The sequence below is a fragment of the Pseudomonas sp. NFIX28 genome, assembly GCF_900107395.1.
Classification (GTDB): Bacteria; Pseudomonadota; Gammaproteobacteria; order Pseudomonadales; family Pseudomonadaceae; genus Aquipseudomonas.
On record NZ_FNPW01000006.1, the window covers coordinates 360,974 to 377,123 of the forward strand.

7 protein-coding genes and 3 pseudogenes are annotated in these 16,150 nt (G+C 54.4%); 6 read left to right on the forward strand and 4 right to left on the reverse strand.

The genetic code is table 11. The features are described from left to right. Positions 1–87: 87 nt before the first annotated feature. Positions 88–291: pseudogene (locus BLV20_RS14805) on the reverse strand (MBL fold metallo-hydrolase); the annotation flags it as partial. Positions 292–374: 83 nt separating this feature from the next. Between BLV20_RS14805 and BLV20_RS30990 the strand changes: the two are divergent. Genes BLV20_RS30990 through BLV20_RS31000 form a run of 4 tightly spaced genes read left to right on the forward strand, consistent with a single transcriptional unit; the run spans position 375 to position 6,195 of the window. Then, complete coding sequence (locus tag BLV20_RS30990; protein WP_139192704.1) at positions 375–2,249, forward strand: hypothetical protein; 1,875 nt, start codon at positions 375–377, stop codon at positions 2,247–2,249. Then, complete coding sequence (locus BLV20_RS30995) at positions 2,239–4,446, forward strand: site-specific integrase (RefSeq protein ID WP_139192705.1); 2,208 nt, start codon at positions 2,239–2,241, stop codon at positions 4,444–4,446. The genes BLV20_RS30990 and BLV20_RS30995 overlap by 11 nt, the downstream gene beginning before the upstream one ends. Further along, positions 4,446–4,922 (forward strand): hypothetical protein, encoded by a 477-nt coding sequence (locus tag BLV20_RS14815; protein ID WP_092302630.1) that lies wholly within the window; start codon positions 4,446–4,448, stop codon positions 4,920–4,922. The genes BLV20_RS30995 and BLV20_RS14815 overlap by 1 nt, the downstream gene beginning before the upstream one ends. Position 4,923: 1 nt before the next feature. Continuing rightward, positions 4,924–6,195 carry a tyrosine-type recombinase/integrase gene (locus BLV20_RS31000; RefSeq protein ID WP_139192706.1) on the forward strand — a complete coding sequence of 424 codons (1,272 nt, stop codon included), beginning with the start codon at positions 4,924–4,926 and terminating at the stop codon, positions 6,193–6,195. A 435-nt stretch (positions 6,196–6,630) separates the two neighbouring features. Here the strand turns inward: BLV20_RS31000 and BLV20_RS31720 are convergent, their stop codons facing one another. Both BLV20_RS31720 and BLV20_RS31725 read right to left on the reverse strand, forming a co-directional pair. Continuing rightward, positions 6,631–7,227: a hypothetical protein gene (locus BLV20_RS31720; RefSeq protein WP_256577789.1), complete on the reverse strand. Its 597-nt coding sequence runs from the start codon at positions 7,225–7,227 to the stop codon at positions 6,631–6,633. Further along, positions 7,176–7,685 (reverse strand): hypothetical protein, encoded by a 510-nt coding sequence (locus BLV20_RS31725; RefSeq protein WP_256577790.1) that lies wholly within the window; start codon positions 7,683–7,685, stop codon positions 7,176–7,178. Before BLV20_RS31725 ends, BLV20_RS31720 begins: the two co-directional genes overlap by 52 nt. A gap of 2 nt (positions 7,686–7,687) precedes the next feature. Here BLV20_RS31725 and BLV20_RS14825 point away from each other — a divergent pair. After that, positions 7,688–8,056 (forward strand): annotated as a pseudogene (locus tag BLV20_RS14825) (ATP-binding protein); the annotation flags it as partial. Positions 8,057–8,393: 337 nt separating this feature from the next. Beyond that, positions 8,394–8,730: pseudogene (locus BLV20_RS31730) on the forward strand (hypothetical protein). A gap of 150 nt (positions 8,731–8,880) precedes the next feature. Here the strand turns inward: BLV20_RS31730 and BLV20_RS14835 are convergent. After that, complete coding sequence (locus tag BLV20_RS14835; RefSeq protein ID WP_092302632.1) at positions 8,881–16,062, reverse strand: SpvB/TcaC N-terminal domain-containing protein; 7,182 nt, start codon at positions 16,060–16,062, stop codon at positions 8,881–8,883. Positions 16,063–16,150: the final 88 nt, after the last annotated feature.

A 16,150-nucleotide genomic window follows, 5' to 3' on the forward strand; every position in this document is an offset into this window, starting at 1 on the left:
TGATGCAGCGGACGTTGGCAACAGACCTTTGCTGGCGTTTGAACACAGCCGCTGACAAAAATTCCATGAAACTTTTGACAGCAAATGTCAGGCCCTGACAAAAGGATTTTCACGCATTTCATCGCCCAGGCGGGTGTCCGGACCATGCCCGGCCACTACCGTCGCGTCTTCGTCGAGGGTGTACAGACGCTGCTTGATCGAACGCACGATGGTGGCCTGGTCGCCACCCCACAGATCCGTGCGCCCTACCCCGCGCTTGAACAGCGTGTCGCCGGCAATCAGCAGCTTAGCCTCGGACGTTAATGTAGGGTACCCAACGTGAGCAAAGTATAGAGCTCGCTGCTATACCTGCCTTCGAACGAGGAGACATCATCGTGCATGAACAACACGACCTCAATATCTCAGTGCGAACCTTCTGGCGTGTGCATGGCCGCAAATACCTACGCGAGTTTCATATCGATCTCTTTGAACTAGGAATTGTCTCAAAAAGCTGGGTGACGGCGGGACTGCGCCTAATAAGCCAATCGTCCCTTGGGGAGCCTACCCCCCGCGACTATTTATGGTGCATCGTCGAATGCATCAAATTACTAGCAGCAGATTCGAACGCTTCAGGCTTGATCAACTTGGGATCTGAGGAGATAAGCTCGCCTGAGCTAAGAGACCTGTTCACTATTCTGGATGACGCTCTGCTCAAAAGCCCCAATAACACGGCCGAAGTCAAAAAGAAATTTTCATATAGCTTTCGAAGCTTTCCTTTCCGCTACGGTTTGGTCGACCAAAAGCATATCAACAGAGACTCTGTTCGATACAAATCAAAAATTGGAAAATTGAAGTCCCTCCCAAGAGAGCTCCTGAACGACACCCCCAAGAACAATATGACTCACTTCGAGCCTATGGGGGCTATTAGCCATGAAAACTACCAAGACCTCGTTGAAAAAACCCTAAAAAAATTAAATGGCGATTTACAAACTATTATAGATGCTTGCCTTGCTGACATTAGAGCTGCTGACGAGCTTCGCCAGAAGATCCGAGATGCTGAAAGCTCACCAACACCAGAAGCGTACATAAAAATAATTGAACGGTTCGTCGTCAAACACTGTACTACTTCGTACGATCATAGATTTTATGACTCCATACCGTTTAAGCACAAACTCCCAAGCTATCTAATAGCATTAAACAACAAAAAACTTTTCAATGCCGGCACCTCATGGAGAAGCTATAAGTTAAGCAAGCTGCTCAACGACACGCTTGTGAGTATTCCTCCAGGTTTCCCCCCCTTACAAATCATGGCACTTTCACAACGCGCGTGCACAATTGAAATTCAAGCCATATTCATTCTTCTTCTTTGCCGTACCGGGTGGAACAAGTCTTCACTGTACAACATGGAGTTGGGCATGATCACCAAGGACGAGATCGATGGACACTATGAACTTCAAGGCTACAAAAGCAAAACAGATGATCTTACCCCACCCGTCTTCATTGACAGCCGTGAGCTTTACTATCACGACGCAGTAACGATGCTGCTATGGAACCACTCCCAACTAATTAAACTGGGGCACATCATACCAACCGAGCAACGCTTGTGGTTTACATGGACTGGAGGCTCAACACCTTACACGGAGCAAACTGTAGTTATACAAATGGCCACAGCGTGCTTCGCATCAAGACACAACATATTCAATTTTTCATACGAACAAATACGCACTCAAGTAGGGAATATTGCAAGCTGTTCATTGAAGAGCATAAACGAAGCGCAAATAATTTACGGACACAAGAACATAGCCACAACCGGTCACTATTTAGACCAACTACTTAACCACAAACTACTTTCATCTATGAATCTAGAGTTTCAAAGGCGACTGGAGAAAAAAATCCTGTTCAACATGAACCAATCGCTTTCGAAAAACCTGATCCCGATAGGGGATGGAGCATTATGCTCAAACCCAATAGACCATCCATTTAAGGAGATACAAGGTGAAGGCGACTGCAGGGCAGAATATTGTCACAGCGGGGACGGCTGTATTAACAGAGTAATTCTGATCAATGAAGAAAGAATCGCTGAACTTATTAGGACCCGTAACTTCTTTCACAGTAACTGGAAAGACCTACACGCTGAAAACCAAGAAAACTTCAAAGCCCGAATAGCACCTCGCATCATTTTCAACAGTGCTCTCTATGAATTCATCAAAGCTTCCGCTTACGGTCACATATTAAAAAAAATAGAAGGGACGATTGACAATGAACGATAAGACCGCAGCCGATTCCCTTGCGCTCATTTCGGCACTTAAGCTTCACAGCGATCTGACCATAACGATTAATGGCTTTCTGAGAATAAGGCGATGTGATGCTAGACATGACGAGCTTGGCTATCGAGAGATTGATCTAAAACGTTTTCATCTTCCTATAAACTCTGTTGATAACGCTCCGCAGAAGCTGATCAACCAACCCCAGATGCTGATTCCAGCTTTGCATGCTATTAGTGAGTACTCCAGTATCACCTCAGATTCAAAAAGCAAGGCAAACCGAATAGCCTTTATGCTTTCTAACATCATGAAATTTCTAGAGTACTTATGGCTGAATGATGTATATAAACTTAGCCAAACACCACCATCTCTAATTTCTGGCCTTCCAAAGATTCTGGCGATTGGGGGCTGGCATAGTGCTCTTAAAATCTCCGACAGGCTCAACTTTTTCCTAGAAACAATGGACGCCCCCCTACATCCTTTGTTCAACTCTACAAATTGGAAAGTGAGTCTAAGCAGCGCTGGATTGCAGCTTGCCATTGGTACCAACATAGCAAACAAGGAGACTACTTGCTACTTCAACCAAGTTCAGCAGTTCAGAGAAACAAAAGGTTGGATGCATTCTGAATACACAATACCCCCCACAACATTTCCTGCCCTGAATTACAGCAGTTTGAGACAGACCTTGGAGTCGATAAACTTCCTTTTTTTTGTTCCAGAAGACCTTCGCCTCGCCTCCATCCCGTTTCCAGATTATGTGAGGATCGCAAAAAAATTAACGACCTCTCCTGGAAGGACTAAGAACATTGATAGCCATGGTGCTGGAAAACTGATGGAGAAGTCGCTAGCCCTCATATACAAACGAAGCGAAGCGATATTAGGTTTACTGAGTAACGCCATAAAGATACTTAGAGACAACCCCGACCACGACAAAAAACTCAAAACAATAACTGACTACGTAAAAGACGCAGAATTATTCGATTTAATCGAGCACAGAAATCAGGAACAGAGATCAATCAAAATAATCGACCTTAATAATTTGCTTAGAGACTTAATTACCGCCTGCTTTCTTTGCATTGCAGTATTCAACGCTCGTCGCAGGGATGAAATACTTCATCCAAAGCTGGGCTTATACCTAGGTTGTTGCACTACATACAACTCAGACCTCAGAATATATGAGATGATGTTTTACATCGAAAAATCACGCAAAGACTATGCGCCATTCTATGTAGGCGACGCCACTCAGAAGGCAGTCGAAACTTTGGAGAAACTTCAACTTATCTTCTCAAGCAAAGGTCATTGCAACCACCGTTGCGGGACGATAATTGACCGTCACCTTGCATTATTTCGATATAAAACACTAACGCATCGCGGCCCCGCCGAAAAATTCACAAACTATAATTTTGAAGCCTACGAAGGTGGACAAGCCTATCACTTCGTTGCCCATCTAAACTTAGCAATAGACGCCACCCCTCATATGTTTAGACGACTCTACTGCACAATATTCATGAATCAGCATGAATACCCACATCTTCCAGCACTTTCCCATCAGCTACAGCATGATAGTTTAGCCACCACCCAGATCTATATCACCAGCCCGGTCTCTCAAAATGAAGCCGCTTTTTTAAGCCGCGTCTATGACTGGAAAATAGATAGTTACAAAACGGATCACCAACAACACAATGAAGAAATCGCTATTCAAATGGCAGACGCCACAAAAGAAAAGTTCTCAGAGATCATCTATTCAATTCTTTCGAAAAAAAGTTCATCTGGAGGCTATTCGAAACTCATCCTGACTCTCTACAAACGCCTATATCACGTAGTTAAATTCGATGCGTTAGACAACAAAGATAGAATCGAGTCTTTTATAAAAAAGTTAGCCGCACGCGGCCACTCCCCCACACCTTTCAAGCATGCACATTGCCTGTCTGAAAACATAAAAATTAGATCATCCTCTAAATGCTACAACAAGGCTGACAATCAGCTGCACAAGGAAAACGCATCTCCAGTTCTTTGCAAGAACTGCCCCTACTCTTGGACATCACCAGAGCATGTCCTCACCTTAGAATCGGCTCACAGAAAGAAAATAATTGCGCTGAATAGTTTTGAAGGCGATTCAATCATACGAAGGGCATTGGAAATAGAGATAAAAAATCTGCAAGCAGTATTGGTTTATCACAAACGCAACATGGAGCCTCTCTGATGAAAACGGCCGAAGCCAACCAAAAAAGAGCGCTGGAAAATATTCTTCTCAAGATAACAGCTCTCCGCGCCATCACCACACATGAGAGCCTAAAAAACGAACGTGAGTATTACCCTAAAACGATCAGGCAATTCAACATATGGAACGCCAGCCAAAATTCGATGCGGTTTTGCGAAAAGTTCCCAAGCCTAGACACTAACGCCAACGCGACACTGAATAAATATCCAGACTTGATAATTGAGCTTAAATCAATTTTCGAATCAGCAAAACTTGAGGCGATAGAGGAAAGCCAGAAAAAGAAGACTTCCAAGCTGCTGGCAAAAATCCAAGCTCAACAAAACTATATCAACACTCTCGAAGAGTATACAGCCGCCCAGAAGATCCAATTAATTCTGACAAAAGAAAAACTAACTGAAGAAATAGCACGCCTTAACAGAATCATTGAGCGGCTAACACCCTCGTCCAAAGGTGACTAAAATGCCTATACAAATCCGCTGGCAGCTCAATGAAGGATTCCACATTCCCATCCCATACAATATAGAACGCAACATCATTCAGACAGAGATCATAGATTACGCAATTTTCTTGGAGCGCCAGGAAAACCTTAGCCACCAATACATTAAAAATGAGTTATTTCATATATCAGTATTCGAAAATTTTGCAAGCAACCAAAATATTGAGCTGATTGACGTCACCAACACACTAATTAGGGATTTTCGCGACAACGACTATAATCGATTATTGACTACAGGAATATCATCAAGCAAGAGTATAAAGTCAGTAGTCAACCTACGACTTCGTAGAATCTACCACTTTTACACATGGATGCAGACCCATAGTAGCCTGTGTAATCTCATCGGACGATACGATTGTCAGATACACTCTTCACTTCCTGAATATTTCTTGCGACGAACAGTGGACCATCGAGACAAGGAGTTGTTTCCCCTTTGCTTTCGCAATATAGGCAGTGCCAGCAAGCATACCACGAAGTACGAAGCATCAGAAAAAAACAGGCAAGCCCTAGAAAATATTTTCCTAGATCACCCTACCCCCTATATCGGCCAACGTAACTCACTAATTTTAGAAATTGCAAACCTTACTGGTTTCCGAAGATCATCTATTAACTCATTATTATGCTCACAGTTTTCAGACAAACTAATTAACACCGCAGAAGATGACTTTATTTTAGTCTCACCTTCTCACCAGAAGTACGGATACACCTTGAGCTTTAGAGTCCCTATACTTCTTGCTTATCGTATAAATCACTTTATAAACACGTTCCGTAAAGACCTACTTCAGGCCATTGACACAAATAATGCTACAACACAAGATCGAATATTTCTGTCGGCACGAACAGGTAACCCTCTAAACAACCAGACGATATCCGAGATATTCCACGACGCAATAGCCAAGTTAAACATAAAGCAAACGCGTGTAGGCATTCACTCTCTCAGACGAAAATTCACAAATGATCGTATCACCGAAGAAATTCTTACGCGTGCAGAACTGGGACTGGATACTTCAACGACATCAATTGAATCTTCCTTATCGTTGCTACTTGGACAAACCTCTCCCGCCTCGGTCCGCCCATATATTTCGAGACGCCAAATTTTGGAAATTGAAAGAGCCAGAGAGATAAGGAGGCAGAACATGGAGTCTCTACAAAACGAAAATGCATCGCTACGGGCCGAACTATTACGGCTCAGAGCGGAAATCACCTTATTGAAAAATGACTCCAGCGCTCTTTGAGTGCGACCCGGCCTCTTTGCCTTTATAAGGTCCTTATGTGCACCTTGTGCTGATGCACTTTATGACCGTTACAAGGAGGCTCCAGTGTAAAATACGATTCCCTTCATTAATTCGAGAGATTCAGACTTACACTGAAATCAACAGGCAGGAGAGCCCCACAGAAAAGAACTTCTTCGGCAATGTGCCCTGCGTGCCAATCTCAAGGAACGCCTCGAGATGGTTACAGCACAGCGGATATTGCTCAATCACATCTGATCAGCGCACAAGCGAGTCGACTAGCTGGCTTTTATTGCTTTTGAGGAAAAGCTCACTGCCCAGAGACTGAACAAACAGGTCCTACCGTTATACAAGCTCAAATGTATACGTACCTGCTCACCTATCGAACACGGACCACTCTACATCCCCCTGATCCACATCCACTAACTTTCTATGCCCCTAGAGCATTTGCAACCTGATCTCTGCCTCCGTGCTACTGATCATCCTGGCAAACCGTGCCGGGATATGCGCGCTCACCAGCCCCGCCTTCACCACGCCAGGATAACGACAGACCACGACGTCTTGCTCCGCTTGCTTGAGCAGCAATGTCCATTGCACCGGGGTGCCATCAGCCCATTCCGTCTGGGCCTTGAACAGCGGCGAACCTTCGGCATAGCCAACATGAAAATCGGCCGGCATGGGGATTCCACCCGGAAAGGTCCGTACCTGCATGAAACCGAACATCGAATCATGCTGCATGAGGCTCTGCCGCGCGTAAGGCCAGACGTGCTGGCGAAGGAAATACTGATCCGCGAAGTGCCGCGACTCGACAGCGGCGCCGAAGAACGCTTCCGTCAATTGCAGCAATGGCGGTAGAGCGCCGGCCACCACGCCCCATAACCCTGCCAGCATCAGCTCGGTGTGGGTGCCGCTGTCGCGCATGCAGTGGAACCGGCAATCGCTGTGCAACCACTCCTCCACTGCCTCGGCTTCCCGGATCGAAATCACCGAGTCAGCGTCCCGGAACAGCACTCGGTGCAGGTGCTCGTCCTGCAAGGCGAGAAACCGCCACATCGGGCCTGTTCATCGAACTGTATGACTTGCGCTCCCGCCGCGATCAGTCTTTCGAACACGCTCGGCGGCACGCTGTCGTCGATGTAAAAGCGACACGTCCAGTGCGGATAGATCTTCGGTTGCTCAATCACGTTAAGCACTGCCGTTTCGCAATACTTGGAGTCGGCACCGAATAACGAGAACGCAATGACGTTCTTATCCTGGGTTTGTGCGGAAGGCAAAGACGGCATTTCCGGTGCCGCATGGGGCGCCGCTGGCGTCACGCCGAAACGCTGATCCCGCAGTTGCAAGGCCATCAAGCCGTACTTCCTGACGTCTTCCCATTGCCGCAACGCACCATGACCATGGGACAAGGAGTCGAACAAGGCAAAACTGTGGCCTCCACGCGCCAGAGCCTGTTCGGCATAGCCCACTGCCTGCTGCCAACGTTCAAGCTTCAAGCGAGGGCAAGACAGGGCGCATAGCTCAAGGGCTGTTACGAACAGACCTGGTGATACTCGATGAGCTGGGGTATTTGCCCTTCAGCCAGAGCGGTGGCGCCCTGTTATTTCACTTGCTATCCAAGCTGTACGAGCACACCAGCGTGGTGATCACCACCAACCTCAACTTCTCGGAATGGTTAAGCGTGTTTGGTGACGCCAAGATGACCACGGCGTTGCTAGATCGGCTGACACACCACTGCCACATCGTCGAAACGGGCAACGAGTCCTACCGCCTGCAACACAGCAGCTTGGTCGTCCAGACCAAGATCAAATCACGTGAACGAAAGCGCAAAGACGATGATGGTGCCGAGGACGATGAGCTGTTTTGATCTGCACCGAAAAAACCCTGCCGCATGCCCACATGCGGTGGGACTTAATACCTCTTCAACCGGGACACGACTGCTAAGCTTATCCACAATTGCTGATCAAATCAGCAATCCGCTCTGGGTCAATTTTCAATCGGCAGGGTGGGTCAGTTTTCAATCAGCGCCGACACATATGCCCGCACTGTAACTCGGATTCAGGCCTCCCATGCCCTACGCATGACTAACACCGCTTAGGTATTGACCGAAGCGTTCCTGAATCAACCACTGAATTTTTTCACACCGTCCCTGGGAAACTACCTCCCAGACGGGCCAGGTGGTTTTCCTCACCTGGAGCAAGTAGATGACTATCACTATTAACCACATCCCAGCTGAGCTGTTGAAATTGCCTGTGGTCTTAACAGCGCGCGCCTGGTAGTCAGCTGTTTATGTCGAAGACCCACAAGACGCAGCAGAAATCGGGAACCGTTTGGGCGATGTAGTCCTTGAAGCCTATAGGGGAACTGCACTTTCAACCTAATGAACTGCAGATCAACTTCAGCCTGTTCCTTTTGCCTCCTGCAGGTGAACGGACAGAACGAATTTGGCTGGACCTAAGACTTCATCGCATTGAGTCAGCACCTAGTACGTCGTACCTGTGCATCTCGCTCAGAGATGAATCCCCCACCCACTGCCGGTAGTTCAGACTGGCAACTCCGCTCTCCAAGCCCGACATTGTCGGGATTTTTTCATCCAGCAAGCACGCACCTCCTGTACGCATTTTGAGCGCGTCGGAGATCGTCGACATGACACAAGATATCCGTCGCTGCTGGCAAGTGGTCACATACGATTCAGGAGGTAGGTCCAATCAAAGCTCGACCGCTGAGGTCCCAAGACCTGTCATAGCGATTCGTTGGCGTATAATTTCGCCACTTTAACGGATCAAAGACGTCGGCGTGCATAAGTTCACCTTCTGCCCCCCAAAATCGAACATAGTTTCTGACACCTTCTGTATCCCTATGACGGTAAAGCCAACGAAGCTCGCTGGAAGTAACGCTTTGCCCATGCCCCCTTTTGCTGACTACAGCATCAATATCGTCAATAATTGTTTCCGCAACAAAATGTACTGTTCTCCTGCGTATTCTTATTTGATACTCCAGACCGGCTTTGCTAGTTTTTTTAAAGAGACGTTTCCAGTCTATCATCATGCGGGGAGGGTTGAGACTATACACCTCAGCTACATTATATTTAAGATGAGTTTCTATAAATTTTTTAAATCCAATGACTCGCTCCGGATCGCTAATTCTCTTCCTAATTTCACTATCCGATGAATATGCGCTTGAATTCCTCTTGCTCCATGCCAAATTGGTTATGTCATTTTGAGTAAGAATATTGCTTTTGGTTTCCCCATATATCAGGCGATATACACGCCCTAATACTCCACCGACTTCTCGTTTGTATCCTCTTTGTTCGAGCGCATTCAACGCCACACTTCTAGGTTTGTCCAGACCATATAGAATGTCTCCACGTCTGAATGTCTGGGCCAGGGCAGTATATCTCGGTGCGAGCCCTTTCGAATCAACCAACGTCAGGGGATTGTTTCTCACCATGCGATAGAGGTTAAGGCCATCGACGGTACCCGCCGGATCAGGGTTCAACCAACGGGCGAGCCAGGGTGCGTAATACCGATAACCATAGTAATACAACCCGGTCGCGTCGCGCTCCTTGCCCGCATGGCGTACGAACTTGTAGTCGCCTTCCACCTGGCTCCTCGCCAGCCACACCGCGGTGCCGCCATACGGGTAGTATTCCTCGGCACTCAGCCGTTGTCCGGACTGGTCGAGTTCCAGGCAGCTGGAGCCCAGGTGATCGCTCACGCTGTAGCGCCGCGTATCATTGTCCAGCCCGCTGGGCCGGTTTGCCCGCCAGTGCAGGCAGTGCATCGCGGTCTGCCCCGCGACCATGCTCGACACCACGTCCAGTAACTCGCCGGTGGCCGTGTTGGTGCGTCGCTCCAGTCCCGGCAGATAACGAACCTCGCGCTGGTGCGTCACCGCCTTGGCCTGCTGGCTGCTCCACTTGCGCACTCGCCGGCCATCGCTGGCGTAACCATACGCTTCGGCGTCGTCCTCGCCATCGGTGCGCTGCAGCTGTACGGCACGGCTCAACTGGTTGTTGGCAGACCAGCTGAGCGGCTGCTCACTGCCGAGTCGATGCAGGTTGCCTTGCGCGTCGAATTGTTCCTCCACAACGCCGACGCTGCCTTGACGGCCAGCCACCGCACGGTTTGAGCTCGGCGACACCGTCAGTACCAGCGAGTACGAGGTGGCCCCCTGATGCCGGGTGCGCACCAGGTTGCCCGCCGTATCGTACTGGAAGGTGCGCGTGTAGTTCACCAGAGCGTTCGGGTCACCGAGGGGTGGAAATGCCGCGCCCTCCCGACCAGCATTGGCCTGTTCGCGCCCGGTGGCGCTCACCAACTGGTACAGCCAGTCGTAGCTGTACGTGCGTAGCGCGGCCACCCGCTGGTTGCGGAAGTATTTGACCCGGACCGCCAGGTCCTCCACCTGCGTGACGTTGCCGACCCGGTCGTAGGTATAGCGCAGGTCTTGCAGCACCGTGGCGGCACTGCCGGACGCGGCCCGGGTCGTGGTCGCCCGGCTCAGACGCCGGGTCTTCGGGTCGTACTCGCAGTCTGTGGTGACGTCGTTACCGGCCCATTCATGCATCAGTTGATGGTCGGCGCTGTAGGACAGCGCGCTCGCCACCGCCTGCTCGGTGCCTCCGTCCAACTGCAGCCAGCTGCCGGCGGGCCGCCCGGACACATACCAGGTGCAGCGGTGCCGGTGGCCGGCGGCATCGAGCAGCATCAACTCGTCGCCCAATGCCGTCTGCTGCCAACGGCTGATTTCAGGGGGCGCTTCAAGGTGGGCCTCGGCCGCCTCGGCCGTCGCTGGCCAATCACTGAGCCAGTCGCATTGCCGCAGGAAGCGCCGCTGCTCCTCACGGATCCCCCCGCCGAGGCTGTAGCTCGTGATCTCGCGCAGGCCCGCCGTATCGTAGTGACTGACCAGCCGTCCGCGTAGGTTCGCTCGGCGGGCCGTCTCGAAATCGATGATCCCGTCATCACCATAGCGCAGCCGCTCGGTGCAGCGTTCGATGCCACTCATCCCGATCGCGAGCCAGACTGCGCTCGGTCGGCGCAACGCATCATATTCCCGGCGCCATTGATGATCGCGCGCCGTGTAGCTGCGCCACAGCGAGCCGCCGGCGTCCAGCAGGTCGACCTGCCAGCCGGCGTCGCGGCTCTCGCGAGTCAGGGGAGGGCCCGACAGCACGTAGCGGTAGCGCTCATTGCCGGCGAGTGTCGGCTCACCGGCCTGCTGCCGACTGAAGAAGCGCGGGTCACTGCTTGAGACGAGCCGCCCGGCGGTGTCATATGAGTGGCGGGTGATGCGCACGGCGTCTGTGGCAGTGTCGCCTGGGGGTGGCTGCTGGACCGTGCGCACTACCAGGCCGCGCCCGTCATGGACCGTGGCCAGCGGCGTCCCATGCTCATCCTTCTCGATGCGATACCAGGGCTGGTACTGGCTTGTGCGCGGATGACCGGCCGCCGTTAGCACCCGCACCACCCGACCGGGGGCATCGTAGTACAGCGTGTCGCTCGCGCTCAGTTGGTCAAGCTTCGGATCGGTGACGTGGGCCGCCCGATTCAGGTAGTACGGCTGGTACTGCTGACAGGGCAGGCCCTTGGCGTTGTACACCACATGGCCCTGGGTCAGCCAGCGCTCTTCGCTGTGTTCCAGCACGGGCTGGCCGCTGGCATCGAGCTTCAGCTTGCCGTTGTCTTCGACAATCGCGCTGAGGCCGCCTTCCGCCTTGATCTTGCCCTGCAGCGGCCGGCCGAATCCGTCGACATAGCTCAAGGCGATTCGGATCTCGGAGGACGCCGGGGACGGCACCGGGTCGTCAGGGTGTTCATCACGGTAACGTTCGGCGCTCAGGGTGGCCGCGTGTACCGGCACCCGGGCCACGGCGGCCACGGCCCGATGCACGGCGGCGCTCTGGGAGGGGCTCAGTTCCGACACCGGCGTGCCGGCCTCGACGAGCTGGTGCAGCCGCGCCTGTACCTCCCCCCCGGCGGTGATCAGGCGCTGCTGTTGCAGGGATTGCCACACCAACATGACCTCGCTGTCAGGCAACCCAGCCGTGCGCAGCCCGTCCTGGGCCAGCATGCCCATCCAGCTGTGGTCGGCATAGAAATGGGCCTGAGCGGCATTGTCGAGGGCACCGGCTGGATCGCGCAGGGCCGCCTCGACCGTTCTGACCGACGAGTGGTAGCCAATCAGCGGACCGAAGCCCACTCTATCCTCGCGGTTGTTGATGAAGGCGCGCTCGCTACCTTTCAGAGCACTCAGGTGTACCCGGCCGAGCGGGTCATAGCTCACTTCGTGCACTGTACCATTAGGGTCGGTGATCTGCTGCGGTAACAGGGTCCAGGGGTCATAGGTGATCCAGGTCGAGTACCGGGCATTCTGGAGCATGGTGGGCGCAAGGGTGAGTGGGTCGCGCTGGTACACCGTGTTATTGCCAAAGGAATCGGTATGCTGGCTCACCGCGTAGAATCTCTCCCGCGCGGCATACGTTACAAACAGGCCAGGATTCCAGAAGTACTCCCTGATATCTTCAGCCTCAAGTTGCTTGAATCCCGCCTGTTGAACCAGTTCGGTTTCCAGTTGCGTGAGCAGCGGTTCCAATTGCGCCGCGGGGATCAGCCCGTCGAAGCCCCCCCTCAACTCGGCCTTGCTCAAGGCGGCCGTGCGCGCTTGGCACACGAGCCCCTCACGAGTGGCCTGCGCCAGCGGTAGATCGTAGTTGGTGTTCGGATCCGTATAAGTTTGCTGCTGCCAGCTGGTCAGGGTACGGGGCGCGCTCGCCAGCGGGCCGTTGGCATCGATCAGCAGCTCATGGGGATAAACGTAGTTGGCAGCAGGGGGCTCGATCGGACCGAGCACGTAGCCCCGGCTTTCCACCGGCAGGCCCAGGCGCCAGCCTGCCCGGTTCAGATCCGGCTCACGCAGGTGCGTGACGCGAACCTGGTTTTCGGTAACCTGGAACGTATTCTGCTGGGAATCGCTGTAATGGACCGCCTCGGGCAATGGCATCTCCTGCGCCCGGCGTGGATAGCACAGACTGACGCTCTTCGTGATCACGCCATACAGGTCCACCTCCAGCGCCACAGTCTGCTGCCATTGCGGGTCACTGGACACCTGCTCATAGGTGTAGGTCAGGCTCTCCAGCACGAACGGCAGCAGCACGGCGCGCCCGACTGGGTTAGGGGCCGGTTGCCACTCACGCACGCAGTGCCGTTGGCTCATTACGCTGAACGGTGTGGCCTGGGGCTGGCCCGTGGCAGGATCCAGTCCGTACACTTCCTCGCGCAGCACCTGACCACACAACGCCCAGAGGAACGCGCGTCGCGCCGATGTCCCCGACGGTGGTAATGGGATTGCCTGGCCGTCTCGCCCCTCGAGCCGCAGCGGCGCCAGGACTGCCGCAAGCGAGTCACCGTTGTAGGGTGAACCCCTCACCCGTGCGGTGGTGGGAGTACCCGGGTCGCCGGTGTGGTACCAGGTTCGCGTCTGCATGGCCGGAATGTAGGGCGTGCCCATCGCGTCACGCTGCTCGGCGCCCAATGGGCTGGGCATATCCGTACTCAGGACCAACCCGAAGCCGCGAAACTGGCGTTCCTCGCCGTCGTAGTAGCCCTGCCGGTATTGAAAGGTTTGCTCCAGCGTATTGTGACTGATCTCATCGATCTGTTTCAGCCGCTTGAGCACCGACACGGGAAACGGCAGGCGGCAACGCCGCCCAGCGGCGCGGCGCTCCTCAAGCCACTCGTGCGCAGAACTCGCATAGGTCAGGCTCGTCCGGGTCCCCCTGTTGTCGTTCAACTCCGCCAACAGATGAGGCTTGAGCCCACGCGAGAAGTCGCACACCCAGTGTGCCGGCTGCGGATGGAGCCGGCTGATGATCAGCACGCTGGTGCCGTTGCCGTACAGGTCGGCCAGGCTCACCTGGTGCAGGTCGGTGTAATGCAGCTCGTCCGGCAAGGTGAGCGTCTGGGCCGCTGCGAAACGGTTCCCGCACTGGTTGCGGTGCACGTAGAGCGTGCGGTGATCGATATACAGCAAATCGGCCGTGCCACTGCCATCGATATCGGCCAGCCACACCCGGGCGGGATCGAAGTTCGCCGCGGTAATCGCCGGACTCAGGGTCAATGGCAGCTCGCGTGGCGCGCCGAAGCGGCCCTGGCCCAGATTGGGCCAGCAGGTCACCTCGTTATGGCGAATCCGTACCAGGTGCTGCTGGCCGCTGCCGAGCACATCGGCGAAAGCCGTCAGGGTCTGGCCGCCGCCCGGGGGTACCGGCAGGCAGTCCGGACCCGGGTGGTCGATCTGCCGTGGCGGGGCAAAGCCGCCGCGGCCCTGGTTGGCAAAGAAACGCACGCTCCTGGGACCGATCAGTGCCAGATCCGCCAAGCCGTCGCCGCTCAGGTCGCCGAGCAGCGCCTGGGGATGCAGGAACTCGCTCGGAAAGGCGTCAAACGGGATGAAGTGCTGCCAACCACCCCGCTCGCCGTTGCGCGAGAAGAAGCCGGCCATGCCCGGCTCGGTGCGCACGGCGTCGAGGGTCCCGTCCCCGGTGATATCCATCAAGGCGGCCGCGCTCATCTCCCCGTAGGGGATGCTCAGCGGCCGGGCGTCGGCGTATCGGACGGCCAACCCCTCGGCGCTGGAAGTGACCTCCCGGGCGCGCCGATACAGATAGCTTTGTCCATCGTTGTACAGGATCCCGGGGATGCCCTCGCCATAGAGGTCGATCACCTGATAGAACCCAGCATCGACCCCCACCAGCCCGGTATCAAGCGGCCGAAAGCGCGCGCCGCTCAGGTCGAACGCCGTGTACTCCAGCGCCAGCGGCGGCAGCGCGGCCTGCTCGGGTGTCCCGTTGGTTTGACGGTAACCGTGCTGACGCACGCCGACCAACTGCGTCAGGTACGGGGTCTGCATATAGCTGAGCTGCAGCGCGCGCACCGCCACCGGCTCGGCGCCCAGTGCCTCGAGCTGGTGAAACAGCACGATGCGCTGGCACAAACGCTCGCAGCGCAGCTCGAAACCACCCTCGAAGCGCGAGAACGGATCGGCACGGCGGTTCCAGGGTAAGCTCTCAGCCCAGGCCGGCCCCTGTGATGTGTCGGCATGCTCGCCGTAGTCAAAGACCAGCGCGAACAGCCAAGACTCGGTGGTCGGGTCGAAGCCTTCCGGCGTCGACCAAGGTGTCAGGTCGGCGCGCGCATTGCCGAAGCGCACCTGCTTGAGACAAGCAGCCTGCGTGAGCGCCCCTTCCGACTCCTGCACGTAGCAATAGTACACATGCTCGCCGTGCGGACTCACCGTTTCCTCAAGATGCCATTCGAGCACCTGTGCTGGGTTGCCGGCGGCGGCCGTGCGGGCGGCCACGCAGCGGCCGAACACTTCGCAGCGGCCGTCGGCCCGAAACACCCGCCACCAGGCGGGGGCGGGTGTTTCGGGGGGCGCGAGCGGCTGATGCAGCTCGAGATAGTCGAAGCGCCCCTCGCGCCGTAAGTGGTAGCGGGTGAGGCGCTCGTTATTCAGCACCATCGACGCGGCCGCATCCGGCACCAGTTCCTCGCCCTCGAACAGGAAGATATCGCGCTCGTCCTCGTAACTGGGGGTGCCGCGGCTGGTCTGGCGGGTAATGGACGGCAGGGTCAGCGCCACCCCCAGCCCGAACGGACCGTTGCCCTGGTGGCTGTGGTAGGTCAGGTTGAGCGCCGGTGTCAGCCGCACCGTCGGCAGTGGCAGCGGGATCGCCAACTGCACGGCGCCGCTCATCCCGGCCGGGCTCAGGGTTTCGCCCATCCCCGGCAGAGCCCCACCCCCCTTCGGGAACTCCGCGGTGATGAGTTGCAGCGGCGTTGACGGCATGGCAGTAGACAACGGGCCCATGACGTTTTCCTCCCTTCCAGCGGCTCAACTGATGGCGGTGTAACGCACTTGAATGATCACATCGTCCAAGCTCTCCAGCAGCGTCTTC

Coding starts and splice junctions, on each gene's coding strand:
- BLV20_RS30995 (WP_139192705.1), top strand. CDS start 2,239: ATGAACGATAAGACCGCAGCCGATTCCCTTGCGCTCATTTCGGCACTT.
- BLV20_RS14815 (WP_092302630.1), top strand. CDS start 4,446: ATGAAAACGGCCGAAGCCAACCAAAAAAGAGCGCTGGAAAATATTCTT.
- BLV20_RS31000 (WP_139192706.1), top strand. CDS start 4,924: ATGCCTATACAAATCCGCTGGCAGCTCAATGAAGGATTCCACATTCCC.
- BLV20_RS14835 (WP_092302632.1), bottom strand. CDS start 16,062: ATGGGCCCGTTGTCTACTGCCATGCCGTCAACGCCGCTGCAACTCATC.